Source organism: Streptomyces sp. NPDC018964, assembly GCF_044390325.1.
Classification (GTDB): domain Bacteria; phylum Actinomycetota; class Actinomycetes; order Streptomycetales; family Streptomycetaceae; genus Streptomyces.
This window is the reverse complement of the sequence record NZ_JBIRYZ010000002.1, coordinates 571,649-595,275: the sequence shown is the minus strand read 5'-3', so window position 1 is coordinate 595,275 and position 23,627 is coordinate 571,649. Positions and strand designations below refer to the sequence as shown.

20 protein-coding genes and 1 pseudogene are annotated in these 23,627 nt (G+C 71.0%); 5 read left to right on the top strand and 16 right to left on the bottom strand.

Going from position 1 to position 23,627, the window contains the following annotated elements; all coding sequences use genetic code 11:
- Positions 1 to 9: 9 nt before the first annotated feature.
- Positions 10 to 3,804, bottom strand: a complete 3,795-nt coding sequence (locus tag ACH5AO_RS05355) for a P-loop NTPase fold protein (RefSeq protein ID WP_398921959.1) — start codon at positions 3,802 to 3,804, stop codon at positions 10 to 12.
- Between the two features lie 763 nt (positions 3,805 to 4,567).
- On the opposite strand from ACH5AO_RS05355, the gene ACH5AO_RS05350 reads away from it, so the two are divergent.
- Positions 4,568 to 5,107 carry a GNAT family N-acetyltransferase gene (locus ACH5AO_RS05350; protein ID WP_398921957.1) on the top strand — a complete coding sequence of 180 codons (540 nt, stop codon included), beginning with the start codon at positions 4,568 to 4,570 and terminating at the stop codon, positions 5,105 to 5,107.
- 34 nt (positions 5,108 to 5,141) lie between these two features.
- Here the strand turns inward: ACH5AO_RS05350 and ACH5AO_RS05345 are convergent.
- From ACH5AO_RS05345 to leuA, 4 genes and pseudogenes are all read right to left on the bottom strand, one after another.
- Positions 5,142 to 5,516 (bottom strand): annotated as a pseudogene (locus ACH5AO_RS05345) (TerB family tellurite resistance protein); the annotation flags it as partial.
- A gap of 307 nt (positions 5,517 to 5,823) precedes the next feature.
- Positions 5,824 to 6,579, bottom strand: a complete 756-nt coding sequence (locus ACH5AO_RS05340; RefSeq protein ID WP_398921955.1) for an SCO2525 family SAM-dependent methyltransferase — start codon at positions 6,577 to 6,579, stop codon at positions 5,824 to 5,826.
- 133 nt (positions 6,580 to 6,712) lie between these two features.
- Positions 6,713 to 7,414, bottom strand: a complete 702-nt coding sequence (locus tag ACH5AO_RS05335) for a TerB family tellurite resistance protein (RefSeq protein WP_398921953.1) — start codon at positions 7,412 to 7,414, stop codon at positions 6,713 to 6,715.
- A 183-nt stretch (positions 7,415 to 7,597) separates the two neighbouring features.
- On the bottom strand, positions 7,598 to 9,319 hold the full coding sequence (gene leuA, locus ACH5AO_RS05330) for a 2-isopropylmalate synthase (RefSeq protein WP_398921951.1): 1,722 nt from the start codon (positions 9,317 to 9,319) through the stop codon (positions 7,598 to 7,600).
- 319 nt (positions 9,320 to 9,638) lie between these two features.
- On the opposite strand from leuA, the gene ACH5AO_RS05325 reads away from it, so the two are divergent.
- From ACH5AO_RS05325 to ACH5AO_RS05315, 3 genes are read left to right on the top strand one after another with little or no spacing between them, the layout of a single operon-like run.
- Entirely contained in the window at positions 9,639 to 10,709 is a 1,071-nt protein-coding gene (locus ACH5AO_RS05325) for a M4 family metallopeptidase (protein WP_398921949.1), read from the top strand.
- Positions 10,710 to 10,730: 21 nt separating this feature from the next.
- Positions 10,731 to 10,997 carry a protealysin inhibitor emfourin gene (locus tag ACH5AO_RS05320; protein WP_398921947.1) on the top strand — a complete coding sequence of 89 codons (267 nt, stop codon included), beginning with the start codon at positions 10,731 to 10,733 and terminating at the stop codon, positions 10,995 to 10,997.
- Between the two features lie 58 nt (positions 10,998 to 11,055).
- Entirely contained in the window at positions 11,056 to 12,366 is a 1,311-nt protein-coding gene (locus ACH5AO_RS05315) for a GH1 family beta-glucosidase (RefSeq protein WP_398921943.1), read from the top strand.
- 94 nt (positions 12,367 to 12,460) lie between these two features.
- Here the strand turns inward: ACH5AO_RS05315 and era are convergent, their stop codons facing one another.
- The 8 genes from era to ACH5AO_RS05275 form a co-directional block, all read right to left on the bottom strand.
- Complete coding sequence (gene era / locus ACH5AO_RS05310; RefSeq protein ID WP_030858290.1) at positions 12,461 to 13,414, bottom strand: GTPase Era; 954 nt, start codon at positions 13,412 to 13,414, stop codon at positions 12,461 to 12,463.
- 105 nt (positions 13,415 to 13,519) lie between these two features.
- The gene (locus ACH5AO_RS05305; protein ID WP_398921941.1) at positions 13,520 to 13,999 is read right to left on the bottom strand and encodes a hypothetical protein; all 480 of its coding nucleotides are present in this window, start codon (positions 13,997 to 13,999) and stop codon (positions 13,520 to 13,522) included.
- Positions 14,000 to 14,182: 183 nt separating this feature from the next.
- Complete coding sequence (locus ACH5AO_RS05300) at positions 14,183 to 14,536, bottom strand: cytidine deaminase (protein WP_398921938.1); 354 nt, start codon at positions 14,534 to 14,536, stop codon at positions 14,183 to 14,185.
- Positions 14,537 to 14,567: 31 nt separating this feature from the next.
- Positions 14,568 to 14,927, bottom strand: coding sequence for an MmcQ/YjbR family DNA-binding protein (locus tag ACH5AO_RS05295; protein WP_398921936.1), 360 nt, complete (start codon positions 14,925 to 14,927; stop codon positions 14,568 to 14,570).
- Entirely contained in the window at positions 14,924 to 16,225 is a 1,302-nt protein-coding gene (locus ACH5AO_RS05290; protein WP_398921934.1) for a hemolysin family protein, read from the bottom strand. Before ACH5AO_RS05290 ends, ACH5AO_RS05295 begins: the two co-directional genes overlap by 4 nt.
- Positions 16,222 to 16,719: an rRNA maturation RNase YbeY gene (ybeY, locus tag ACH5AO_RS05285; RefSeq protein WP_398921932.1), complete on the bottom strand. Its 498-nt coding sequence runs from the start codon at positions 16,717 to 16,719 to the stop codon at positions 16,222 to 16,224. Before ybeY ends, ACH5AO_RS05290 begins: the two co-directional genes overlap by 4 nt.
- Positions 16,720 to 16,731: 12 nt before the next feature.
- Positions 16,732 to 17,802 (bottom strand): PhoH family protein, encoded by a 1,071-nt coding sequence (locus ACH5AO_RS05280; RefSeq protein ID WP_030858277.1) that lies wholly within the window; start codon positions 17,800 to 17,802, stop codon positions 16,732 to 16,734.
- A gap of 399 nt (positions 17,803 to 18,201) precedes the next feature.
- Positions 18,202 to 19,323 carry a carbohydrate kinase family protein gene (locus tag ACH5AO_RS05275; protein ID WP_398921930.1) on the bottom strand — a complete coding sequence of 374 codons (1,122 nt, stop codon included), beginning with the start codon at positions 19,321 to 19,323 and terminating at the stop codon, positions 18,202 to 18,204.
- 564 nt (positions 19,324 to 19,887) lie between these two features.
- On the opposite strand from ACH5AO_RS05275, the gene ACH5AO_RS05270 reads away from it, so the two are divergent.
- The gene (locus ACH5AO_RS05270) at positions 19,888 to 21,222 is read left to right on the top strand and encodes an MFS transporter (protein WP_398921928.1); all 1,335 of its coding nucleotides are present in this window, start codon (positions 19,888 to 19,890) and stop codon (positions 21,220 to 21,222) included.
- A gap of 78 nt (positions 21,223 to 21,300) precedes the next feature.
- On the opposite strand, the gene ACH5AO_RS05265 is transcribed toward ACH5AO_RS05270, so the two are convergent.
- Genes ACH5AO_RS05265 through ACH5AO_RS05255 form a run of 3 tightly spaced genes read right to left on the bottom strand, consistent with a single transcriptional unit; the run spans position 21,301 to position 23,576 of the window.
- Complete coding sequence (locus ACH5AO_RS05265) at positions 21,301 to 22,290, bottom strand: adenosine deaminase (protein ID WP_398921926.1); 990 nt, start codon at positions 22,288 to 22,290, stop codon at positions 21,301 to 21,303.
- 20 nt (positions 22,291 to 22,310) lie between these two features.
- A complete protein-coding gene (locus ACH5AO_RS05260; protein WP_398921924.1) occupies positions 22,311 to 23,216 on the bottom strand; it encodes a ribonuclease Z in 906 nt (301 codons plus the stop codon).
- Between the two features lie 6 nt (positions 23,217 to 23,222).
- A complete protein-coding gene (locus ACH5AO_RS05255) occupies positions 23,223 to 23,576 on the bottom strand; it encodes an HIT domain-containing protein (RefSeq protein ID WP_398921922.1) in 354 nt (117 codons plus the stop codon).
- Positions 23,577 to 23,627 lie beyond the last annotated feature (51 nt).

Below are 23,627 nucleotides of genomic sequence, written 5' to 3'. Positions count from 1 at the left end.
GGAAGCCGCTCACAGGACCCGGCTCGCCAGTCCCGCGATCGCCTCTCCGTCCTGGGTGCGCAGCAGCTGCCTGAGCCCTCGTACCGCGGGCTCCAGGCGGGGCTGGTCAAGTCCCAGTAGTTCCAGTCCCTCTGCCCATGAGACATCGTCCTCGGCTGCCGCCGCGAGTACACCCAGCCCCCGACCTCCTTCCATCCGGCGGTGCAGCCGACGCTGCAACGCGGGCCATCGCACGACGATCTCGGCCACGTACACCAGCAGACAGGCGCGTTCCACCGCCGCCTCGGATCGGGCCAGCGGCTCGTCCACCATGAGCGCTCGTTCATAGAGCTGCCAGACGTTCAGCATTCTCTTGGCCTCGCGGATCGACGGCTCCTCCAGCCCCGCGATCCGTTCTTTCAGGAGACTCTGGATCCTGGGATGTTGTTCGAGGGTGCGTACAGCGAGGACCGCGGTGGGTGCGGACCTGTGTGTGTTCCCCGGCCTGGAACCGCCCGCAGGTACAGTGGCCGGCGCCGCCGGGGGCGCGCCCTGCACCGTGGAGGCGGCATGGGTTCGGCTCCGTGGGGCCGGAACGTCCACCGGTGGCGACGTCCGATGTGCGGCTGGCAGACGGGTCACGGTTTCGACGAAGCCCGCGACTCCTTGTTCCGAGACCTGGGGCAGCACGACAGGCAGTTGAACGAGCTTGCGCAGGAAAGCCCAACCAGGACTCGGGTCCTGCGCATAGACGCCTGGATCCGTATCGGTCGCATTGGTGTAAGCGTCCAAATGGCCGGCCACCACCGAGGGATCGAGGCCGATGACGAAGCGGGCATGCAATCCGTGCCCGGTGGCGATGCCGTTCAGGAAGAGATTGACCGCTTCGAACACCTCGGCGGTGGTGTCACTGCGGCAACGGTCCAGGTCGTCGATGAACACGACGAGTTCATTACCCGTGTCGGCGAGATCACCCAGCAACTGCCCGATGTCGTGCTGCAACAGGTACAACGACCCCGCCGAAGCGCGGAGAAGTGGGTCAGCGGCCTGGTCCTGGCTGTCCTGGACACCTGGTTCCCCGCCCTCGTGCACCGGCAGGCGCAGCATCGCGCCCGGGATGAAGAGGGAGGCACGACCGACGCAGTACCGGACGAGGGAATGGATCAGCGCTGCGAGCAGGAATACGACGGCGACGGCGAACGAGACGTCGGCTGCCGTCCAATCGGCACTGAAAAGGTCCAAGGACCTGTTCAATGCGGCAAGGCCGAGGAGGAAAGGCAGCAGCACGGTGACGATGCCGATGCCGAGCAGAGGCGAGACGGTGCGCCGGAGCAGTAGCCGCCGCAGGGCGAAGCGGTCGACACGCTCCAGGTTGCGGGTGAACCAGTACCGCTCGCGTTCGCTCTCGCTCGGGTAGAGCACAGGTGCCACCGCCTCAATGATCTCCCCGGCCAATCCCGCCCAGACCTGTTGTCCGGACTGGTAGAACCAGGGGTTGAACCAGGCGGTGACGATGCCGGCTTGACCGGGGCTGGTTTCGGGTGCAGATCGGTGCCGACCGTATCTGCCGATCAGGCGCACAGCCTCACGCACGGTCATGGGGCGCTTGTGAGGGTGGGCCGCGTTGGAGCGAGCCGGACTCGGTGCCAGATCGCGTACCAGGCTCATCAGGGTGCTTTTCCCGCTGCCCCAGGGTCCCTCGACGCTGATCACACTCGGGCCGCCCTCCCCTTTCGACGGGTCGATGGGCCGGAAGGCCTGGTGGGCGAGGGCGCGGGCGAGAGCGTTACGGCCGAGCAGGTCCGTTTGGGCCGGGGCATCCGACATACCCCACAAAGTGACCGGTCCGGTTTCGATCGTCCGGACCGCTTCTCCCGTCCTCGGATTCCACAGCCTTACGGTTCCGTCATACCCGGCGGACGCAATCCGCTGGTCGCCCGAGGGGGTGGTCCAGCTCGTCAGGGCCCAGACACCCGATGTGTGGCCCACGAGAGGATCGCCTGCCGAGGTCTGTGTATGCGGGTCCCACACCCGGACGGTGTCGTCGTCACTGCCGCTGGCCAAACGGATTCCGCCGTCTGCGTCCTGCCAATTGGTCAGGGCCCCGATACGTGCGGTATGCCCTGTGAGCGGGCCGCCCAGCGCGGCCCCCGTCTCTGGATCCCAAGTCCGGACAACAGCGTCGAAGCCCGCCGAGGCGAGGGCGGGCAGTCCTTGGTCGGTGGTCCATACTGCCAGTGCTCGCGCCCATGCGGTATGACCGGCTATCTCCGCGCCCACCACATCGCCGGTCTCCGGATCCCAGATCCTTATGCGGCCGTCGTCCCCGGCCGAGGCCAGTCGTTGCGATCCTTCGGCACTCGTCCATGCCGCCAGAGCCAACACCCATGGTGAGCCGGACGCCCACTCCCGGACGAGCGCCCCTGTCTCCGCATCCCAGACACGTACGACGCCGTCGGTTCCGCCCGAGGCCAGGCACCATGTACCGTTCGCCCCCTGCCACGAGGCAAGGGCCGGTAACCAGGCCGCTTGTCCCGGCAACGGTTCGTACAACGCAGCTCCCGTGTCGGGATCCCAGACCCGGACGGTACCGTCGTCACCGGCCGAGGCGAGCCGGGATCGGCCATCCGCACGTGTCCAACTCGTGAGCGCCCAGATTCCGGCCGTGTGCCCTGTCAGAGAGGGCCCGGCGGGTGTACCCGACTCGGGGTCCCAGAGGCGGATGATCGCATCATCCCCCGCTGAGGCCAGTCGTACGGATCCGTCGGCGCTGCGCCAGCTGGTCAGCGCCCACTGGCCGGCGACGTGGCCGATCAACGGCTGCATCACGTCGAGACCCGTCCGGGGATCCCACAGCCGGATCGTCCCTCCGTCACCGGCGGTGGCCAGATGGGAGTCCCCGCTGTCGTCGGTCCATGCAGCGACGGCAGGCATCCAACCGAGATGGCCGGGCCAGGGGTCCCCCACTGCGGTGCCGGTCTCGGCGTTCCAGATACGAACAGTGCCATCCGCGGCAGCAGACGCGAGCAGCGTCCCGCCGTCGCGGCCGGCCCACACGGCTAAGGAGCGTACGGCGGCAGTGTGCCCGGTCATGGGATCGAAGACGGAGCGCCCCTCGGCATCCCGGACTTGTACCGTGCCGTCCACTCCGCCGATCGCGAGCCGGGCCGTGCCATCCGGGGTCTGCCAGGCCTTGAGCGCGTAGACACCCGCAGCGCATGCCTGAGGGATCTGGCCCGCGGGTTCTCCGGTCTCGGCATTCCACAGGTGCACGTCGCCGCCGTCGCCGCCGGCCGCCAACCGCACGGAGCCGTCGGGGAGGACGAGCGCCGCAACCGCCCAGAGACCACCCGAATTCGCGATCAGCGGCTCCCCCAACGGGTCTCCGCTGCGGGCGTCCCAGATCCGGACGGTGCGGTCCGCACTGGCCGAGGCGACCCGGGCCCCACCGTCCGGTGCGGTCCAGTTGGTCAGTCCCATGACCCATTCACTGTGTCCAGTCAGGGGCCCCGCGACGGCTGTTCCCCGGGCCGGGTCCCAGATCCACACCGTGTGGTCCTCGCCCGACGACGCAAGGCGATGCTCCCCTGTGTCGTCTCTCCACTGGGTCAACGCGCCGACGCAGGCCGTGTGGCCGATCAACGGGGACCCCAGCGGGGTGCCGGACCGCAGGTCCCAGACGCGTACCGTACGGTCCGCGCCCGCCGAGGCCAGACGCAATGCGCCGTCCGCCTCACGCCAGGTCACCAGAGCCCCGACACCGCCGGGCTGGGGATCGAGCCACGGGATGCCGTCCTCGGAGGGCGCGACAACGGGGACGGTCATACCCGAGGACACCACGGGGTGAGTCGATGATCCCTCTGAGGAGTCTTGGCGTCCGCCAGGACAACGGGAGCGATTCGGCACCCGGCCCCGTGCGCCACAGATGCCCCTATGGACCTGAATGCGGAACTCACTACGCCCCCTTGAGCCTAAATCAAGTTCGTGCGAGGGCATGCCTACCCGGCGAGGGCAGGTTCATTCGCCGGGCTCGGCACGGCTGTCCGCACCCTGTCAAGCTCTCCCGCGTCACTCGCCGATTCCGCGCGGGCGGAGCCCTCGCGCCCGCCGACAACCCCCATTGCGCCGGATACGACGCTCACCACTTACCCGAACCAAGATGTGGACCATCCGGACCATCAAACCGCACATCGCGGAAAACGACAGCGCTTTGGCCTCGCTGTTCCGGATGGGGCGATGAGACGTCGTTGAGGGGGAACTGCCGGGTGACTGACACGTTTTCGGTGTTCGGGCATGGTGGAGACCCGGCGCGGTGGCCAACTTCTCCAGGGCCAGGTCGCCGATATCCGCAAGCACAGGCGTCGGCCGGAGGGCGCTGAGGCAGCCAGAAACGCGTCAGTTCTCCGTGTCCAGGCACGCATCAGGCACACGCTGGCACAGTCCTGTCATGCTTGGACTTGCCCGTGCACCAGAGGCGAATGGGACGCTCGCTCTGGCCGGAAGCGGCCACCGGAGCCCCATTCCCTCCTTCATGTGAACGGCGGACCCGACTGCCAAGCTGACATCTCACGTCCCAACTGGGGGTGGCATGACCGCCAAACCACCGGAGCACGCTCTGGATTGCCGCAGTCATCTTCCGGAACTGAATCCGTTCCCCAACCCACGGCACCCGGTGTCGGTGCTCCGGACGGCTCAAGAATCCGACCTCCCTGAGTTGCGGCGGCTCGAAGAGGAGGTGTTCCAGGAGTTCGCCTACCCCGCATTCCTGCTGCGTCAGCTCTTCGACATGCACGCCGAGCACTTCCTGGTCCTCGATGACGGCGAGAACCGGCTGCGCGGCTATGTCCTGGCGGCCACCACGGCGTTCTCCGACAGCTGGATCCTCGGCCTGTGCGTGGCCGAGGACCGGCGCCGGCACGGACTGGGCCGGGAGCTGATGGTGGAGGTGCTGACGCGGCTGCGCCGCTGCGGGACCGAACGAGTCCGGCTGACCGTGGAGCCCGACAACGACGCCGCGATCCTGCTCTACCGTTCCCTGGGCTTCCGTCCGGAGCCGCCGGACGGGGGGCTGCGCCGGGACTACTTCGGCCCGGGCGAGGACCGCCGGATGATGTGCCTCGTGCTGTGAGGCGCACGGCACTCTCCCAACGGCGCCCGCGCAGTCAGGACGGTGTCCGGGCCGCCGCCAGCAGGCGGGTGACGTCGTCCGAGCAGATGGTGAGGGCCGCGCCCACCGTGGCCAGGGCGTCGCGTTCGGCGGGGGTGTAGGGGCCGTCGGCGAGGGCGACGCGGGCGCCCTGGAGGAGGATCGACTCGCGGCCGGGGGCGGCGAGGTGCGGGGCGAGGGGGTCCAGGGCCTCGTGGAGTTCGATGGCGAGGCCCGCCGTGCAGGGTTCGCCGGTGAAGCGGCCGGTGTCCGCCTCCAGCGCCTCGACGAGCGCGGCCAGCTGCTCCTCCGTGCAGTCGTCGAAACCGGCGGCGCGCACCCCGGCCGCAGCCGTCTCCAGGGAGGCGCGCGAGCAGGTGCCGCCGGCGGTGGGCGAGCCGAAGTCGACGTAGGCCACGTGGTCGCCGCTGAGGGCGCGCTGATAGGCCAGGCTGGCGCTGGTCACCGAAAGGCCGGTGCCTCCTTTGTCGGAGGCGGCGAAGACAAGCACGGCTCACACCTCCTGGGCGGCAACGCTGTTCAGTCCATGGGCGTTCTCCTGGACAATCCTTCCTTCGTCAAACGAATGGCAAGCCATGACCCTCCAGATGTCCAGCAGAGGCTGCCGTGGCTTGATCTACATGCCCGTACCCCTCACGCAGATCTCGTTGCCCCGTGTTCAGACATGACCCCCGTTCCTACGGGGTGACAATCGCCGGATTCCGCCGCCCCAACGCAAGGATCATTCCCTCGTGCCCCGGTCGCACCATGTGGTGGTCTATGTCATGGATCTCCAGCTCGGCAGTGAACGGTTCCAGGCCCTCCCGGACTCGGTCCTCGTTGACCCGGTAGGCGGGGTACTTGTGTGCGCCGACCTGGTATCCGACGGATTCCTTCATGAAGGCGGCGGCGAAGGGGGCTCCCCCGTTCAGCGCGTCCATGAAGCACTCCACGCCCCGCTGGAACTCGTCGGCGCACTCGGACATCGAGTCGGCGACGAAGAACATCGTGCCGATGTCCCAGCGCCGCTGTCCGTCGAGGTCCAGCAGGTTGGCACGTTCCACCTGGACGATCTCGCCGAAGCGGCTCCTCGGCTCGACGTCCCGGTAGGCGGGAGCCTGACTCAGTACGTCCCAGAAGGCGTCCCACGCGGTGTCGTACCCTCCGCCGGACGCCTGCTTCTCCAGATATTCGACATTCGGAGTCGCATATTCCAGAAGGAGGATCTTCTCGCACCAGGGCAGCATGGAAAGGGCCGGATAGAGATTCGCGCCGGCTCCCACGTCGACTCCGCGGACCGAGGCTGGAACACCCTGCTCGTAGCAGCGGCTGAAATGGTCGCGCATGAGCCCCACGATCAGCAGATCGGCCTCGAGCGGGGTGCGGTAATTGAGGCCGACGTACACCTCCGGATCGAACTTCGACCATGGTGCGTCGGCGTCGTGATCCATCATCACCTTGCCACGTCCCCTTCAGCGTCGGACAAGACCGTGCGCCCGACGCACGAGTCCTCAGCGGACGTCAGCGGACGAAGAGGCGCCCCCGGTGCTCGCACGGTAGGTCCGGTCGGCACGCGGAGACACTGCCTCAGGACGGTGTCCGGGCCGCCGCCAGCAGGCGGGTGACGTCGTCCGAGCAGATGGTGAGGGCCGCGCCCACCGTGGCCAGGGCGTCGCGTTCGGCGGGGGTGTAGGGGCCGTCGGCGAGGGCGACGCGGGCGCCCTGGAGGAGGATCGACTCGCGGCCGGGGGCGGCGAGGTGCGGGGCGAGGGGGTCCAGGGCCTCGTGGAGTTCGATGGCGAGGCCCGCCGTGCAGGGTTCGCCGGTGAAGCGGCCGGTGTCCGCCTCCAGCGCCTCGACGAGCGCGGCCAGCTGCTCCTCCGTGCAGTCGTCGAAACCGGCGGCGCGCACCCCGGCCGCGGCCGTCTCCAGGGAGGCGCGCGAGGAGGTGCCGCCGGCGGCCAGCACCGCGAGGGCGACGGTGTGGACGGCGTCGCGGAGCATCGCGGAGAAGCGGGTGGTGGTGGGGTGGTCCAGGACGTCGGTGCCGAAGTGGCGGCGGCAGGCCGCGCACTCGACGACCGGCCCGCTCTCGCCGCGCGGCAGCACCGGCACGCCGAGGAGGGCGAAGCGGCGGTGTCCGGTCAGCCGCTGGTAGTTGCGGTCACCGCCGCAGCCGGGGCAGAAGAACTCCCCGTCGCCGACGGCCGTCCACACGGTGCGGGTGCCCAGCAGGCGCGACAGTCTGGCGGCAACGGCCCGGCCGTTGGGTCCCCGTCCTGGCAGCACGTCGCACCTCCGTAGCCCACAGCGTCGTCGCCGCGTCTGCGTGATGTTAGCCACATCCGGGAGGTGGAGTCAGCACCTGGGACGAGACCTTTCCGTGACCCGCACACGGAGATGGCCGGTATGCGACGGGGCCCCGCCCTCCGGTTTCCGGTGGGCGGGGCCTCGAACCACCGATTCGGCTGGTCAGCGCGATGCGCGGTTGACGGCCGAGACGACCGCCTTCAGCGAGGCCCGCGTGGTGTTCGCGTCGATTCCGATGCCCCACAGCACCTTGTCGCCGATCGCGCACTCGATGTAGGAGGCGGCCTGCGCGGAGGCGCCCTCGCTCATCGTGTGCTCCTGGTAGTCCAGCAGCCGTACGTCGACGCCGACGCCCTGCAGCGCGTGGAAGAAGGCCGAGATCGGGCCGTTGCCGCTGCCGACCAGGGTGGTCTGCGCGCCGTCGACCGTGGCCTCGACGGTGAGGGTGTCGATGCCGTCGCGGTCGGTCGTGGTCTGGCCGTTGGCGACCTGGATGCGGCCCCAGGGGTTCTCCGGGTTGGGCAGGTACTCGTCCTGGAAGACCGCCCAGATGTCGGCCGGGGTGATCTCGCCGCCCTCGGCGTCCGTCTTCGCCTGGATGATCTTCGAGAACTCGATCTGCATCCGGCGCGGCAGGTCCAGCTTGTGGTCGTTCTTCAGGACGTACGCGATGCCGCCCTTGCCGGACTGCGAGTTGACGCGGATGACGGCCTCGTAGGAGCGGCCGACGTCCTTGGGGTCGATCGGCAGGTACGGGACCGCCCACTCGATGTCGTCGACGGTGACGCCCTTCGCGGCCGCGTCGGCCTCCATGGCGTCGAAGCCCTTCTTGATGGCGTCCTGGTGGGAGCCGGAGAAGGACGTGTAGACCAGGTCGCCCACGTACGGGTGGCGCGGGTGGACCTCCATCTGGTTGCAGTACTCCCACGTACGGCGGATCTCGTCGATGTCGGAGAAGTCGATCTGCGGGTCGACGCCCTGGGAGAACAGGTTCATGCCCAGGGTGACCAGGTCGACGTTGCCGGTGCGCTCGCCCTGCCCGAACAGGCAGCCCTCGACGCGGTCGGCGCCGGCCATCAGCGCCAGCTCGGCCGCCGCCACCGCCGTACCGCGGTCGTTGTGCGGGTGAACGGACAGGCAGACGTACTCGCGGCGGGACAGGTGGCGGCCCATCCACTCGAAGCGGTCGGCGTGCGTGGAGGGCGTGGAACGCTCCACGGTGGCCGGCAGGTTGAGGATGATCTCGCGGCCGGGGCCGGGCTGGTAGGTGTCCATCACCGCCTCGCAGACCTCCAGCGCGAAGTCCAGCTCGGTGTCGGTGAAGATCTCCGGGCTGTACTGGTAGCCGAACTCGGTCTCCGGGCCCAGCAGCTTCTCGGCGTACTCCATGACCAGGCGGGTGCCGTCGACCGCGATCTGCTTGATGTCGTCGCGCGAGCCGCGGAAGACGACCCGGCGGAAGACGGGCGCGGTGGCGTTGTACAGGTGGACGGTGGCCCGCCTGGCGCCCTTCAGGGACTCCACCGTGCGCTCGATCAGGTCCTCGCGGGCCTGGGTCAGTACGGAGATGGTGACGTCGTCCGGGATGGCGCCGGGCTCCTCGATGATGGAGCGGACGAAGTCGTAGTCGGTCTGGCCGGACGCCGGGAAGCCGACCTCGATCTCCTTGTAGCCCATCTTGACCAGCAGGTCGAACATGGCGCGCTTGCGGGCGGGCGACATGGGGTCGATCAGGGCCTGGTTGCCGTCGCGCAGGTCGGTGGAGAGCCAGCGGGGGGCGGTGGTGATCCGCTTGTCCGGCCAGGTGCGGTCGGGGATGTCGACCTGCTCGTAGCGGCCGTACTTGTGGATGGGCATGGGGCTGGGCTGCTGGCGGTTCGCCATGGTGCGAGGGCTCCTCGGTGTGTCCTGGTGGACGGCCGACGGCGCAGCGCCGAACTCCGCGGGGAGGGGGTCGGCCTCTACTGCAGACCCTCACCGCGGCAGCTAAGGAGAAGCAGCCCGAAACTCATGATGCTCCGCAGCTTAACCGAGTCGCCCACCGTGCGAAGGTCCGTATCAGTATGCGGGACCGGAGGGATGAACGGGACAAAAAGTGCCGTATACCACTTCAGGGGGGCGCGAGAGGCCGGATGGGGGCCGATTTCCCTCATCGTGGTTGCGGGTGGTGACAGCGGCGTCACGTGGTGCGATGGTTCCGGACATGACCACGAACGGGGGCTTCGAGCCCGTCTTCTGCACCATCGTCCCGCCGCACGTCCTCGACCGGCTCGCGCAGGCCGAGGACCCCGTGCTCCACGGTCCCGCGCGCCGGACCCTCCGGCGCGACGCCTACGAGCGCACCCAGCGCCGGCTGACCACGGTCGTCGGCGCGCCCGCCGTCGCCACGCTCGCCGACGCCGAGCCCGGCAAGCCGTACCGCACCGTGTACGACGCCCGGCACGGCACCGACCTGCCGGGGACGAAGGTGCGCGGCGAGGGCGACGAGCCCGGCCAGGACGCCACCGTCAACCGCGCCTACGCCGGTCTCGGCGCCACGTTCGAGCTGTTCCTGAAGGTGTACTCCCGCGACTCGATCGACGGCGACGGGCTGCCGATGGACGCGACCGTGCACTACGACGAGGAGTACAACAACGCCTTCTGGAACGGCGAGCAGATGGTGTTCGGCGACGGGGACGGCGAGATCTTCCTCGACTTCACCCTCCCCATCGACGTCATCGGCCACGAACTCGCCCACGGCGTCACGCAGTACACCGCCAACCTGGACTACTTCGGCCAGTCCGGCGCGCTCAACGAGTCGGTGTCGGACGTCTTCGGCGCGCTCATCAAGCAGTACACGCTCGGCCAGACCGCCGACGAGGCCGACTGGCTGATCGGGGCCGGGCTGCTCGCCCCGCGCGTCACGGGCACGGCACTGCGCTCCATGAAGGAGCCGGGCACGGCGTACGACGACGACGTCCTCGGCAAGGACCCGCAGCCCGCGACGATGGACGACTACGTCCGCACCGGCCGCGACAACGGCGGCGTGCACATCAACTCGGGCATCCCGAACCACGCCTTCTACCTGGCGGCCACCACCCTCGGCGGGCACGCCTGGGAGCGGGCGGGACAGATCTGGTACGACGTGCTGACCGGCGGGGAGCTGGAACAGCACGCGCGGTTCACGGACTTCGCGACGCTGACGGTGAAGGCGGCGCGCGCCCGGTACGGGGAGGGCGGGGAACTCCAGGCGGTGTCGAAGGCCTGGGAGCGGGTGGGAGTGCGGACGCTGTAGTTCCGTACTAGACAGGGACCCATGCGTATTCAGGTGCGGCGCACGGGCGGGTTCGCGGGGATCGAGCGGCAGGCCGAGGTGGACACCTCGGGCCGGGCCGACGCCCACGAGTGGCACGCCCTGGCCGAGCGGGTGATGGCCACCGGCCGGGGCACGCCTCCGGCCGGGGTGCCGGACGGCTTCGGCTACCGGATCACGGTGGACGGCAGGTCGGTGTACTGCGCGGACCCCCGGCTGACGGACGAACAGCGGGAGCTGATCCGGAGGGTGCTGAAGGAGGGTGCGTAACTCACTTGTCGCGCACGGGCGTTGACTCGGCCCGGTCCGGGTGCGGATGATCCGGGCCATGGCGACGACGACTCCGCTCCCCCGTTTCCCGGCCGGTTTCCTGTGGGGCGTGTCGACCTCGGCGCACCAGATCGAGGGGGCGGCGGACGCGCGGGAGCCGTCCGTGTGGGACGTGTTCTCGGCGGAACCCGGGCGGGTGCGGGACGGCTCGACGGCGGCGGTGGCTTGTGACCACGTCCACCGGCATCGTGAGGACGTGGCGCTGCTGGCCGGGCTGGGCGTGGACGCGTACCGCTTCTCGGTCTCCTGGCCGAGGGTGTGGGCGCGGGGCGGCCTGGACTTCTACGACCGGCTGGTCGACGAGCTGTGCGAGGCGGGCGTACGGCCGGTGCCGACGCTGTTCCACTGGGACCTTCCGGTGGGTCTGGACTGGCTGGAGCGGAGCACGGCGGAACGGTTCGCCGAGTACGTGGCGGAGGTCGCCGGACGGCTCGGCGACCGGGTGACGAAGTGGATCACCCTCAACGAGCCCGCCGAGCACACCCTGCTGGGGCACGCGCTGGGCGTGCACGCCCCCGGCCGGAAGCTGCTCTTCGACGCGCTCCCGGTGGCCCACCACCAGCTCCTCGCACACGGGCTCGCGGTACGGGCACTGCGTGCGGCGGGGGCCGGCGACATCGGCATCGCGAACTCCCACGCGCCGACCTGGCCGGCCTCCGAGGACGAGGCGGACGTGGCGGCGGCCGGCTTCTACGACACCCTGCTGAACGGGATGTTCGCCGACCCGCTGCTCCTCGGCCGCTACCCGGAGGGCATCGGCGAGCTGATGCCGGGCGACGTGGAGGCGGACCTGAAGGTCGTCGCGGAGCCGCTGGACTGGTACGGGATCAACTACTACGCGCCGACGAGCGTGGGCGCCCCGCGGGGCACGGAGACCGACTTCGGCGGGGTCCGGATGCCGGCCGGACTCCCCTTCTCGGTGCGGGAGACCGAGGGCCACCCGGTGACGGACTTCGGCTGGCCGGTGGTCCCGGAAGCGCTGACGGAGGTCCTCACCACCTTCCGCGCCCGGTACGGCGACCGCCTCCCGCCGGTGGTCGTCACCGAGAACGGCTGCGCGTACGAGGGCCTGGATGACCGGGACCGCATCACCTACCTGGACGGCCACATCCGCGCACTGCACCGGGCGGTGGAGGCGGGCGTGGACGTACGCGGCTACTTCGTGTGGTCCCTGATGGACAACTTCGAGTGGGCGGAGGGCTACGCCCGCCGCTTCGGCCTGGTCCACGTCGACTTCGACACGCTGGAACGGACCCCGAAGGCGTCGTACGCCTGGTTCAGGGAACTGCTGCGCGAGCAGCGCACGTGATCAGGCCGCATCTGCATGCGGCTACCACCGCGCGGCCGGCGTTCCGCTGAATGCCCCGAGCCTCTTACGGAACCCGGTATCGACACCCACTCCGTCAGAAACCGAGGCGCCGCAACTGCTTCGGATCCCGCTGCCAGTCCTTGGCGACCTTCACGTGCAGGTCCAGGAACACGGGGGTACCGAGGAGGGCCTCGATCTGTTTGCGGGACTTGATGCCGACGTCCTTCAGGCGCTTGCCCTTGGGGCCGATGACGATGCCCTTCTGGCTGGGGCGCTCGATGAACAGGTTGGCGTGGATGTCGAGGAGGGGCTTGTCGGCGGGGCGGTCCTCGCGCGGGAGCATCTCCTCGACGACCACGGCGATGGAGTGCGGCAGCTCGTCGCGGACGCCCTCCAGGGCCGCCTCGCGGATCAGTTCCGCGACCATGACCTGCTCGGGTTCGTCGGTGAGGTCGCCCTCGGGGTAGAGGGCGGGGCCCTCCGGCATCAGGGGGATGAGGAGGTCGGCCAGCAGGTCGACCTGCTGGTTCGCGGTCGCCGAGACCGGGATGATCTCGGCCCAGGTGATGCCCAGCTCCCGGCCGAGCTGGTCGACGGCGATGAGCTGCTCGGCCAGCGCCTTGCCGTCCACCAGGTCGGTCTTGGTGACGATCGCGATCTTCGGGGTCTTCTTGATCCCGGCCAGTTCCTTGGCGATGAAGCGGTCACCGGGGCCGATCTTCTGGTCGGCGGGGATGCAGAAGCCGATCGCGTCGACCTCGGCCCAGGTGGTGCGGACCACGTCGTTCAGCCGCTCGCCGAGCAGGGTGCGCGGCTTGTGCAGTCCGGGGGTGTCCACCAGGATCAGCTGCGCGTCCTCGCGGTGCACGATCCCGCGCACGGTGTGCCGGGTGGTCTGCGGCCGGTTCGAGGTGATCGCCACCTTCTGCCCGACCAGAGCGTTCGTGAGGGTGGACTTGCCCGCGTTGGGGCGGCCCACGAAGCAGGCGAAGCCGGCCCGGTGGACGGCGTCGGCGGGCTGCTCGGATGACTGGGTACGAACACTCATGCCGCCCATTGTCCCTGATGCGGGAGGCCTCGCCGTACCACTCGTCCGCGACGGGGCCGGACCGGGCACCCGTGAGGACCCGGTCCGGCCGTCCGCCCGGTGGGGTCAGTCGAAGACGAACGGGCCCGGCGCCTGCGGCGCGGTCGCCGTGCAGGTGATGGTGATGAAGCCGAACGCGGTCACCCTCAGGGTGCCGCCGAAGGCCTCCAGGCTGTCGCCGGAGGCCACGGTGCCGGTGAGCGGGCCGACCTCGAGCGCGTCGCCGGTCGCCATGGCCGGGTTCTCGGTGCCGCGGAAGGTGACCGTGCCGCCGCCGGCCTTCACCAGGGTGAGCCTCGATGCCAGGGAGTCCTGGCCGATCGCGAGGGGCGCGGTCACCGCGGAGGTGGTGATGGTGACGGTGGCGGACGTGCCGTTCTGGGTGGCCGTGAGGGTGGCGTCGCCGCCGCCCCAGGTCCCGCAGTCGGCGTCGACGGTCGCCGACCCGGGGGCGACGGCGGCGGCGGTGGGGGCGAAGGCCAGGCCGCAGACGGCGAGAGCGCCGGCCGCCAGGGACACACCTGTTCCGAATCGCTTGCCTCTCATGGGGTTGCGGTCCCTTTCCGTGTGGGGGGAACTGCTCGGCAGCGTGGGCCCGGACCCGCCGCGATCACGCCGGCCGACGTGTCGTCCGTACCGGCGGGTTCCATTGATGCGCGGGAGGCTGCGCGCGACAAGGGAGGATTCCGGCCTACTTACCGCCGGTAACAAGCGGGTCCCTCCGCGGTCTCAGCCCGCGGTGACCGTCTCCCTGACCGTGCCGTCCGTACCGGCCACCAGGACCGGCGTCGCGGGGCCGCCGAGGTCCCGTACGGCCGCCCGGTCCTCGGGGGACGCCGACTCCGCCTCGGTCACCACGGCCGCCGCCTCCAGCGACGTCGCGCCGGACGCCACGGCCATCGCGACCGCCGTCTGCAGGGCGCTGAGCTTCAGGGATTCCAGGGCCACGGTCCCGGCGACGTACGTCCGCCCGGTCTCGTCGCGTACGGCGGCCCCCTCGGGCACACCGTTGCGGGCCCGCGCGGAACGGGCCAGGGTGACGATCTTGCGGTCCTCGGGGTCGAGCGCGGTGGTGTCGGTCATGATCCGAGCATAAGGGGGCGTGCCCTCGGCCTCAGGGCCGGTCGAGGCGGAGGCGGTCCGCTCGCGGCAGACCGGCCACGACCAGGTCGTAGGAGTCCTCGACCAGCTCCCGGACCAGGTGGTCCGGGAGGGTGCCGTCCACCGTCACCGTGTTCCAGTGGCGCTTGTTCATGTGCCAGCCCGGGACGATCAGGTCCGGGTGTTCGGCGCGGAGCCGGATCGCGTCCTCCGGGGCGCACTTGAGGTTGACCTTGAGGGGCCGCGCGTCCAGGTCCGTCAGGGCGAAGAGCTTGCCCAGGACCTTGAAGACCGAGGTCTCCGGGTTGAAGGGGAACTCCTCCACCGCCGCGTTGAAGGACAGGCACAGGGCGCGCAGCTCCCGCGGGGTCACTCCGGCTTCTCCTCCTCGTCGGCCGGCGGGTCCGCCGGCTCCACCAGCACCGTCACGATCTTGTTCCGGCGACCGGCCGCCGCCTCGGCCGTCAGCCGCAGTTCACGGGCGTCGGGGAGCGCGACCAGGGACGAGGCGCCCGCGATCGGCACCCGGCCGAGGTGCTTGGCGAGCAGCCCGCCGACGGTCTCGACGTCCTCGTCGTCGAACTCCTCCAGGCCGTACAGCTCGCCCAGGTCGGTGATGTCGAGGCGGGCGGTGACCCGGTAGCGGTCCTCGCCCAGCTCCTCCACGGGCGGCAGCTCACGGTCGTACTCGTCGGTGATCTCGCCGACGATCTCCTCGAGGATGTCCTCGATGGTGACGATGCCGGCGGTGCCGCCGTACTCGTCGACGGCGACGGCGACGTGGTTGCGTTCCTTCTGCATCTCGCGCAGCAGGTTGCCGGCGTTCTTGGTGTCGGGCACGAAGAACGCGGGGCGCATCGCCGTGGACACCAGTTCGCTCTCGGCGTCCCGGCTGATGTGCGTCTTGCGGGCCAGGTCCTTGAGGTAGACGATCCCGACGATGTCGTCCTCGCTCTCGCCGGTCACCGGTATGCGGGAGAAACCGGAGCGCAGGGCGAGGGTGAGGGCCTGGCGGATGGTCTTGTACCGCTCGATCACCACGAGGTCGGTGCGCGGCACCATGACCTCGCGCACGAGCGTGTCGCCGAGCTCGAAGACCGAGTGCACCATGCGGCGCTCCTCGTCCTCGATCAGCGACTCCTTCTCCGCGAGGTCGACCATCGCGCGCAGCTCCGCCTCGGAGGCGAAGGGGCCGCGCCGGAAGCCCTTGCCGGGGGTGAGCGCGTTGCCGATGAGGATCAGCAGGTTCGGGATCGGTCCCATGACCCGCGCGAGCGGCACCAGGACGTACGCGGCGGCCGTGGCGGTGTTCAGCGGGTGCTGGCGGCCGATGGTGCGCGGGGAGACCCCGACGGCGACGTACGAGACGAGCACCATGATCGCGATGGCGATCAGCAGCGCCTCGGCGGTCCCGTCGAACTCGCGCAGGCAGCCGTAGGTGATCAGGGAGGCGGCGGCCATCTCGCAGACGACGCGGACCAGCAGCGCCACGTTGAGGTAGCGGGTGGGGTCGCCGGCGATCTGCGCGAGCCTGGCGGCGCCCCGGCGGCCGGAGCGTACGGCCTCCTCGGCGCGGAAGCTGGAGACGCGGGCGAGGCCGGCCTCCGCGCAGGCGGCCAGCCAGGCGACGACGACCAGGGCGATCGCGCCGAGGACGAGTGTCGGACTCATGACACGGTGGGGGCCGGAGAGGGGCCGGTGAGGCCCTTCTCCGCGCGCCAGCCGTCCACGATGGCGGCCTGCAGGCCGAACATCTCGGCCTTCTCGTCCGGTTCCTCGTGGTCGTAGCCGAGCAGGTGCAGCACACCGTGGACGGTGAGCAGTTGGAGCTCCTCGTCCATGGTGTGCCGCGTCTCCGCTTCCTGGCCCTGCCTGGCGGCGACCTCGGGGCAGAGCACGATGTCGCCGAGCAGCCCCTGCGGGGGCTCGTCGTCGTCCTTGGACGGGGGCCGCAGCTCGTCCATCGGGAACGACATGACGTCCGTCGGGCCGGGCAGGTCCATCCACTGGATGTGGAGCTGCTCCATGGCGCCCGTGTCCACGACGATCACCGAGAGTTCGGAGAGCGGGTGGATGCGCATCCGTGCGAGCGCGTAGCGGGCGATGTCGAGGATCGCCTGCTCGTCGACCTCGGTTCCGGACTCGTTGTTGACGTCGATCGACATCTGGTGCTCGGTCTACTTCCCCTTGTGCCCGGACTTGCCCCGGCCGCCCTTGTGGGTGCCGTTCTGGGTGCCGTGCTGGCTGTCGTACTGCTCGTACGCGTCGACGATACGGCCCACCAGCTTGTGCCGGACGACGTCGTGGGACGACAGCCGGGAGAAGTGGACGTCGTCCAGGCCCTCCAGGATGTCCTGCACCTGCCGCAGGCCGGACTTGGTGCCGTCGGGCAGGTCGACCTGCGTGACGTCACCCGTGATGACTATCTTCGAGTCGAAGCCGAGGCGGGTGAGGAACATCTTCATCTGCTCGGGGCTGGTGTTCTGGGCCTCGTCGAGGATGATGAAGGCGTCGTTGAGCGTGCGTCCGCGCATGTACGCGAGCGGCGCGACCTCGATCGTGCCGGCCGCCATCAGCCGGGGGATCGAGTCGGGGTCGAGCATGTCGTGCAGCGCGTCGTAGAGCGGGCGCAGGTACGGGTCGATCTTCTCGTAGAGCGTGCCCGGCAGGAATCCGAGCCGCTCGCCGGCCTCGACCGCGGGGCGGGTCAGGATGATGCGGTTGACCTGCTTGGACTGCAGGGCCTGCACCGCCTTGGCCATGGCGAGGTACGTCTTGCCGGTGCCGGCCGGGCCGATGCCGAAGACGATGGTGTGCTTGTCGATCGCGTCGACGTAGCGCTTCTGGTTGAGCGTCTTGGGGCGGATCGTGCGGCCGCGCGAGGACAGGATGTTCTGCGTGAGCACCTGGGCCGGGGTCTCCTGGCCGTCGCTCTCCCCGTTGTCGCTCGCCTTGAGCATGGCGATCGAGCGTTCCACTGCGTCCTCCGTCATCGGCTGCCCGGTGCGGAGCACCAGCATCATCTCGTCGAACACGCGCGAAATGAGGGCGACCTCCGTGGCGTCGCCGACCGCGCTGATCTCATTGCCCCGGACGTGGATGTCGGCCCCCGGGAAGGCCTTCTCGATCACGCGCAGGAGGGAGTCCCCTGACCCCAGCACGGTCACCATGGGGTGCTGGGCGGGGACGGTGAGCTGCACTCTCGCCTGCCCCTGCGCGGGGGTGTGAGCTGTGGGTGTCTGAGTCATGGGCCGGCTCTGAAGGCCTGCGGATCCTCCTCGTCACGGCCGCACTGCGGAGGGCGGCCTCGCGATTCCCAGGGTACGACGGAGGGGTGACAACCCCGTAGGCCTTTTACGCGACCTCTCACCCCACCGATCCGCCCCCACACCCCGGCCCCGTGGCCCGCGCCCCGGCCGACCGAGCCGGGCCGACTCCCCGGCCCGCGACCCGCACCTCAAACCCACCGAGCCAGACCGACACCCGGGCCCATGGCCCACTGTCCAGCCGACCGAGTCGGGTGGTGGGTGGGCATGGGCCGGGGGTCCAGGGGGCGGGAGCCCCCTGGCGGGGTGCGGGGGCGGAGCCCCTGCTGCGGGAGCGTGGGGGCAGGCCCCCGCACGGGGACACGGGGGCGGGCCCCCGTTTCAGGCGGACCGGCGGAAGCCGATCGTCGGCACCGCCCGCCGCAGCGGCCACGGCCGCACCAGTTCCCCCGAGACCAGCCCCGCCAGGAACTCGTACCGCCGCAGCGCCGAGGGGTCCTGCCCCTCGACCGACCGCACCCTGCGCCACCACGCCCCGATCTCCGTCCACCCCGGCGCCGACAGCGATCCCCCGAACTCCTGGACGGACAGCGCCGCCGTGAGCCCCGCGAAGGCGAGCCGGTCGGCCAGCGGCCACCCCGCCAGCGTCCCCGTGACGAACCCGGCGACGAACACGTCCCCCGCCCCGGTCGGATCGAGCGCCTCGACGTCGATCGCCGGCACCGACGCGGTCTCCCCCGTGCGCCGGTCCACCGCGTACGCGCCCTCCGCGCCGAGGGTGACCACCACGACCGGCACGTGCTCGGTGAGGGCGTGCGCCGCCGCGCGGGGGGAGTCGGTACGGGTGTACCGCATCGCCTCCTCCGCGTTCGGCAGGAACGCCTCGCAGTGCCGCAGGTCGGGCAGCGCGGCCAGGTCCCACGCACCGGTGTCGTCCCAGCCGACGTCACCGAAGACGCGGGTCCCCTTGCGCGCGGCCTGCGCGATCCAGGGCGCGCTGCGGCCGGGCGTGAGGGAGGCGACGGCGGCCCGCGCGCGGGGCGGGCAGTCGGGGGCCGGCTCCTCGGGCGGGGGCTCATGGCCGTGGGAGACCATCGTGCGCTCACCGTCGTACGCCATGGAGACGGTGACCGGCGAGTGCCAGCCGGGGACCGTGCGCGAGAGGGAGAGGTCGATGCCCTCACCCTGTTGCAGCGCGTCCCAGCAGTACTCGCCGTAGTGGTCGTCGCCGAAGGCCGCCGCGAGGGAGGTGCGCAGGCCGAGGCGGGCCAGCGCGGTCGCCATGTTGGCGACGCCACCGGGGCTCGACCCCATCCCGCGCGCCCAGGACTCGGTGCCGCGCGCCGGGGCGGAGCCGAGTCCGGTGAAGACGATGTCGAGGAAGACGGTGCCGGTGAGGTAGACGTCCCAGGGCGGGTCGCCCGGTGCGCGCAGGGCGGCGAGGGGGTCGATCTGGGACGAGCAGTGCGGTCCCTCGACGCGTGCCTTTCCGGTGGACGCCATCACGGTGCGCTCCCTGACGTGGTGCGGTTCCAGCCAGTGTGCACCACACCACCGACAACGTGACGGCCGTCACTCCATGTTCACTCCTGGGAGGGTCACCGGCGCGGCACGACCGGGGTTGCCCCGGTCCGGGCCGGCAACACGCGAGGCGGCCGCGTCGCCGTCGAGCCGCCGGGTGCCGCGCGGTCCGCTCCCGCGGGGGTCCCCATGGGGGTGGTCGGAGCGGGCGGGCCCGGACGGCGTCCCGAGTGAGGGCCTCCCGGTCCCGGCGAACGTCGTCCCGCACATACTGGTGCGGGTCGTCGCCGTGACGCGGGAGATCCGGACGAAGGCGGAGACGGCGATTCCCGCAGGTGGCGGGGCAGTTCACCAGCGATGGCGGATTCTGCTTCCCAGCTTCTCCGGACCTCAAACGCAAGAGTGACCCAGATCACACCTTGCGCGCTCCCGTCGCCCTCCCCTCCCTTGATACAAATTGCCCGCGCGCCCTGTCCGTCGACGGTCGTCGCCCCCTCCCTTCCCACGGTCACCGCACCGTCCCTTCCGCACGCCCCGGGAACGCCCGTGTTCGCCCCCCGCACCACCCCCTGGCCCCTCGTCGCCCTTTTCACGGCCGGATACCTCGCCCCGTACCTGCTGCCGACCACCGTCGGCCGGCTGGAACGCGGCCTCGGCCTCTCCGCCACCCAGGCGGGAGCCGTCGGCAGCGCGCTGCTGCTGAGTTCCGCGACCGCCGGGTTCCTGCTGGCGTCGCGCGTGGAGCGGGTCGGGGCACGGACCCTGGCCCGGCTGGGCCTGCTGCTGGCCGCCGTCGGCTACGGCGGGGCCGCCCTCACCACCGCCGTACCGGCCGTCGTCGCCGGCGCGATGATCGGCGGATTCGGCTCGGGAACGGCCACCACGGTCGCCGCCACCCGGATCGCCGCCGAACGGGACCCGCACCGGGCGTCCTCCCTCGGACTGCTCAGCGTCTCCGCGCTCGCGGGGGTGGTGTACCTGACGGTGCCGCACCTTCCGGGACACGGGCTCACCCTGGCCGCCATCGCCCTCACCGCGGCGGCCGTGTGGCCGCTGACCTCGCGGCTGCCGGCCGGTACGCCCGGTCCGCGCCGCACCGGCCCCGGTGACGCCACCGCCCCGCTGCCGCACCGGCGTTCGGGGCTGGTCCTCGCCGGCGCCATGCTGCTGTGGTCGCTCGCCCAGAACGCCCTGTGGGGCGTGAGCGGACGCATCGGAGTCGGCCAGGCGCACCTCTCCGAGGCGACCGTGGGTGTCGTCTTCGCGGTGGCGCTGGGCGCCGGACTGCTGGGCGTGGTGGGCGCGGGCGCGCTGGGGTCGCGGCTGGGGCGGGCGCTGCCCATCGGCGGCGGCACGGTCCTCATCGCCGGCTGCATCGCGCTCAGCGCCTCCGCGACCGGTCTGGGCGGCTTCGCCACCGGTGAGATCGCCTGGAACACGGTCTACCCGGTCGTCCTGTCCTACCTGATCGGGCTGGCGGCCTCGCTGGACCCGCGGGGGCGCTGGGCCGCACTGGTCGGCTCGGCGTCGTCCCTGGGGACCGCCGCGGGGCCGCTGACCGGCAGCGTGCTGTCCGCGCAGGCCGGGTTCCCGGTGATGGGCACGGTGCTCGCCACCGGTCTGCTGCTGGTCGCGCTGCCGATGACCGCCGTCGCCCTGCACACCGGCGGACGCCCGCTGCTGCCGGGTGCGGTCCGCCGCCGCGGCGGCCACCCGGCGGCGGTGATCGCCGCGGCGCCGGGCACCCCGACGGGCACGGTCCCCGAGGTCGGCGCCCCGGAACAGCCGGTGGTCGAGATCCCCCTCGACGGCACCCCGGCCCCGGACCGGGTCACCTACGACACGGCGGCGGCGACCCGGGCACCGGGCGCCACCCCCTGAAGCCTCCTGAAGTTCCCTGGAGCCCCCTGGAGCCCCGGCCTCACGACCGGGGCCGCACGACCGGCCGCGGCCACGCGGTCAGAAGTCGTACGCCTCCACCTCCGCGAGGTACCGCGCCCGCCGCTCCTCGTCGTCCTCCAGGAAGGAGGCCAGGAAGGAGTTGCGGGCCAGCTCGCGCAGACGCTCCGGGCCGAGCCCCAGGGCCTCGCGCACCGCGTCGAAGTTGTCCCCGGCGTAGCCGCCGAAGTACGCCGGGTCGTCGGAGTTGACCGTGCACATCAGACCGGCGTCGAGCATCGCGGGCAGCGGGTGGCCGGCGAGGGTGTCCACGGTGCGCAGCCGCACGTTGGACAGCGGGCACAGCGTCAGCGGCACGCGTTCCCGCACCAGCCGCTCCACCAGCGCCGGGTCCTCCACACACCGCAGCCCGTGGTCGACCCGCTCCACGCCGAGGACGTCCAGCGCCTCGGTGATGTACTCCGGCGGCCCCTCCTCCCCCGCGTGCGCCACCCGCCGCAGCCCCAGCGCGGCGGCGGCCTCGTACACCTCGCGGAACTTCGCCGGCGGGTGCCCGACCTCGGCCGAGTCCAGCCCGACCCCGGTGATCCGGTCCAGGTACGGCTTCGCGGCGTCCAGCGTCGCCAGGGCCGACTCGGCGGACTCGTCCCGCAGGAAGCACATGATCAGCCGGGTGGAGACGCCGTGCGTCTCCTGGCTCCGGCCCAGCGCCCGCCACAGCCCCTCGACGACGGTGCCCATGCCGACACCGCGCGCCAGGTGCGCCTGCGGATCGAAGAAGATCTCCGCGTGCCGCACGCCCTGCGCGGCGGCGCGGGCGAGGTAGGCGTCGGCGAGGTCCTCGAAGTCCCGCTCGGTGCGCAGGACGGCCATGAGTTCGTAGTACAGGTTCAGGAAGGACTGCAGGTCCTCGAAGCGGTACGCCTCACGGAGCGCCTCGGTGTCGGCGTAGGGCAGTTCGACACCGTTGCGCGCGGCGAGCGCGAAGGCCAGCTCGGGCTCCAGGGTGCCTTCGATATGAAGGTGTAGTTCGGCTTTGGGTACGGGCATCGAAATATCGTACGGCGGTTTCACCGACGCTTCGGAAGCGCCACCCGTTGCAGGTCCCGTGCCACGGTCAGCTCGCCCTCGTACCCGGCCGCCCGCGCCTGCCGCTCGAACTCCTCCGGGTCGGCGTAGCGCTGGCTGAAGTGGGTGAGGACGAGGTGCCGTACGCCCGCGTCGCGTGCCACACGGGCCGCCTGCCCGGCGGTCAGGTGGCCGAAGTCGACGGCGAGCGCCTCGTCCTCGTCGAGGAACGTCGACTCGATGACCAGCATGTCGCAGCCCTCGGCGAGCGCGTACACCCCGTCGCACAGCCGGGTGTCCATGACGAACGCGAACCGCTGCCCGCGCCGTACCTCGCTGACCGCCTCCAGCGGGACCCCGCCGAGCACGCCCTCGCGCTGGATGCGGCCGACGTCCGGGCCCTTGATGCCGTGCGCGGCCAGCCGGTCGGGCAGCATGCGCCGGCCGTCGGGTTCGACCAGCCGGTAGCCGTACGCCTCGACGGGGTGGGAGAGCTTGCGCGCCTCCAGCGTGTAGCCGGGGGTGCGGGCGAGGGCGCCGTCGGTGTCGGCCGGGGCCTCGGTGAGGGCGACCGTCTCGCGGTAGGCGGTGGCGTACCGCAGCCGGTCGAAGAAGCGCTGCCCGGAGCGCGGGTAGTGGGCGGTGATCTCGTGCGGCACCTTGTCGAGGTTGATCCGCTGGATCACCCCGGCGAGACCGAGGGAGTGGTCACCGTGGAAGTGGGTGACGCAGATCCGGTTCAGGTCGTGGACGGCCACCCCGGCGCGCAGCATCTGGCGCTGGGTGCCCTCGCCGGGGTCGAACAGGATGCCCTCGCCGTCCCAGCGCAGCAGGTAGCCGTTGTGGTTGCGGTGCCGGGTGGGGACCTGGCTGGCGGTGCCGAGGACCACCAGTTCGCGTGCGGACACGGCCGTCTATCCGGGGGGCCACTCGAGACCGCGGCCGCCCAGGACGTGGGCGTGCGCGTGCCAGACGGTCTGGCCGGCGCCGCTGCCGGTGTTGAAGACGATCCGGTAGCTCTCCAGCTTTTCCTCGTCGGCGACGGCCCGCGTCTCCCGCAGCACGTCCGCGGCGAGCTCGGGCGCGGCGGCGGCGAGGGTGGCGGCGTCCGGGTGGTGCGCCTTCGGGATCACCAGGACGTGGGTGGGCGCCTGGGGGTTTATGTCCCGGAACGCGACCGTGGTCTCGGTCTCCCGCACGATCGTCGCGGGAATGCTCCCGTCGACGATCTTGCAGAACAGACAGTCGTCCTGAGGCTCCCCAGCCATGGACCCTCCTCGAGCCGGCCGATCATGTACCAGGAGGCATCGTACCCGCGG

Bases quoted from the DNA above. Each gene is read 5' to 3' on its own strand.
- ACH5AO_RS05355 (WP_398921959.1), bottom strand. From the start codon at position 3,804: ATGACCGTCCCCGTTGTCGCGCCCTCCGAGGACGGCATCCCGTGGCTC.
- ACH5AO_RS05350 (WP_398921957.1), top strand. From the start codon at position 4,568: ATGACCGCCAAACCACCGGAGCACGCTCTGGATTGCCGCAGTCATCTT.
- ACH5AO_RS05340 (WP_398921955.1), bottom strand. From the start codon at position 6,579: ATGATGGATCACGACGCCGACGCACCATGGTCGAAGTTCGATCCGGAG.
- leuA (WP_398921951.1), bottom strand. From the start codon at position 9,319: ATGGCGAACCGCCAGCAGCCCAGCCCCATGCCCATCCACAAGTACGGC.
- ACH5AO_RS05325 (WP_398921949.1), top strand. From the start codon at position 9,639: ATGACCACGAACGGGGGCTTCGAGCCCGTCTTCTGCACCATCGTCCCG.
- ACH5AO_RS05320 (WP_398921947.1), top strand. From the start codon at position 10,731: ATGCGTATTCAGGTGCGGCGCACGGGCGGGTTCGCGGGGATCGAGCGG.
- ACH5AO_RS05315 (WP_398921943.1), top strand. From the start codon at position 11,056: ATGGCGACGACGACTCCGCTCCCCCGTTTCCCGGCCGGTTTCCTGTGG.
- era (WP_030858290.1), bottom strand. From the start codon at position 13,414: ATGAGTGTTCGTACCCAGTCATCCGAGCAGCCCGCCGACGCCGTCCAC.
- ACH5AO_RS05305 (WP_398921941.1), bottom strand. From the start codon at position 13,999: ATGAGAGGCAAGCGATTCGGAACAGGTGTGTCCCTGGCGGCCGGCGCT.
- ACH5AO_RS05300 (WP_398921938.1), bottom strand. From the start codon at position 14,536: ATGACCGACACCACCGCGCTCGACCCCGAGGACCGCAAGATCGTCACC.
- ACH5AO_RS05290 (WP_398921934.1), bottom strand. From the start codon at position 16,225: ATGAGTCCGACACTCGTCCTCGGCGCGATCGCCCTGGTCGTCGTCGCC.
- ybeY (WP_398921932.1), bottom strand. From the start codon at position 16,719: ATGTCGATCGACGTCAACAACGAGTCCGGAACCGAGGTCGACGAGCAG.
- ACH5AO_RS05280 (WP_030858277.1), bottom strand. From the start codon at position 17,802: ATGACTCAGACACCCACAGCTCACACCCCCGCGCAGGGGCAGGCGAGA.
- ACH5AO_RS05275 (WP_398921930.1), bottom strand. From the start codon at position 19,323: ATGGCGTCCACCGGAAAGGCACGCGTCGAGGGACCGCACTGCTCGTCC.
- ACH5AO_RS05265 (WP_398921926.1), bottom strand. From the start codon at position 22,290: ATGCCCGTACCCAAAGCCGAACTACACCTTCATATCGAAGGCACCCTG.
- ACH5AO_RS05255 (WP_398921922.1), bottom strand. From the start codon at position 23,576: ATGGCTGGGGAGCCTCAGGACGACTGTCTGTTCTGCAAGATCGTCGAC.